1 pseudogene is annotated in these 228 nt (G+C 41.7%); it reads left to right on the forward strand.

Annotated features, from left to right (window positions below):
- A pseudogene (locus ACFIMP_RS09965) lies at positions 1–228 on the forward strand (hypothetical protein); the annotation flags it as partial.

Consider the following 228-nt stretch of genomic DNA (forward strand, 5'->3'; position numbering starts at 1 on the left):
GCTTCTACTTCGCAAATAGATAATCTGCATATTGTTTCGCATATTTTTTCTCAAGCTGTGCGGCGTGCTAATCAGTCTTCGGTGCAAAAGCGCATTGCGATAGGTGCTGCTATTGCCGCTGGTCTCATCTCTTTAACCATTGGTATTTGTTTTGTTGGTGGGCGTATGTTTGTATCAAATAATGATCAGTTGTCGGAGGAGAATGTTCAAGTTTCTCATGTATCACCA

The organism is Bartonella sp. AP65SXKL (assembly GCF_042195725.1).
Lineage (GTDB): Bacteria > Pseudomonadota > Alphaproteobacteria > Rhizobiales > Rhizobiaceae > Bartonella.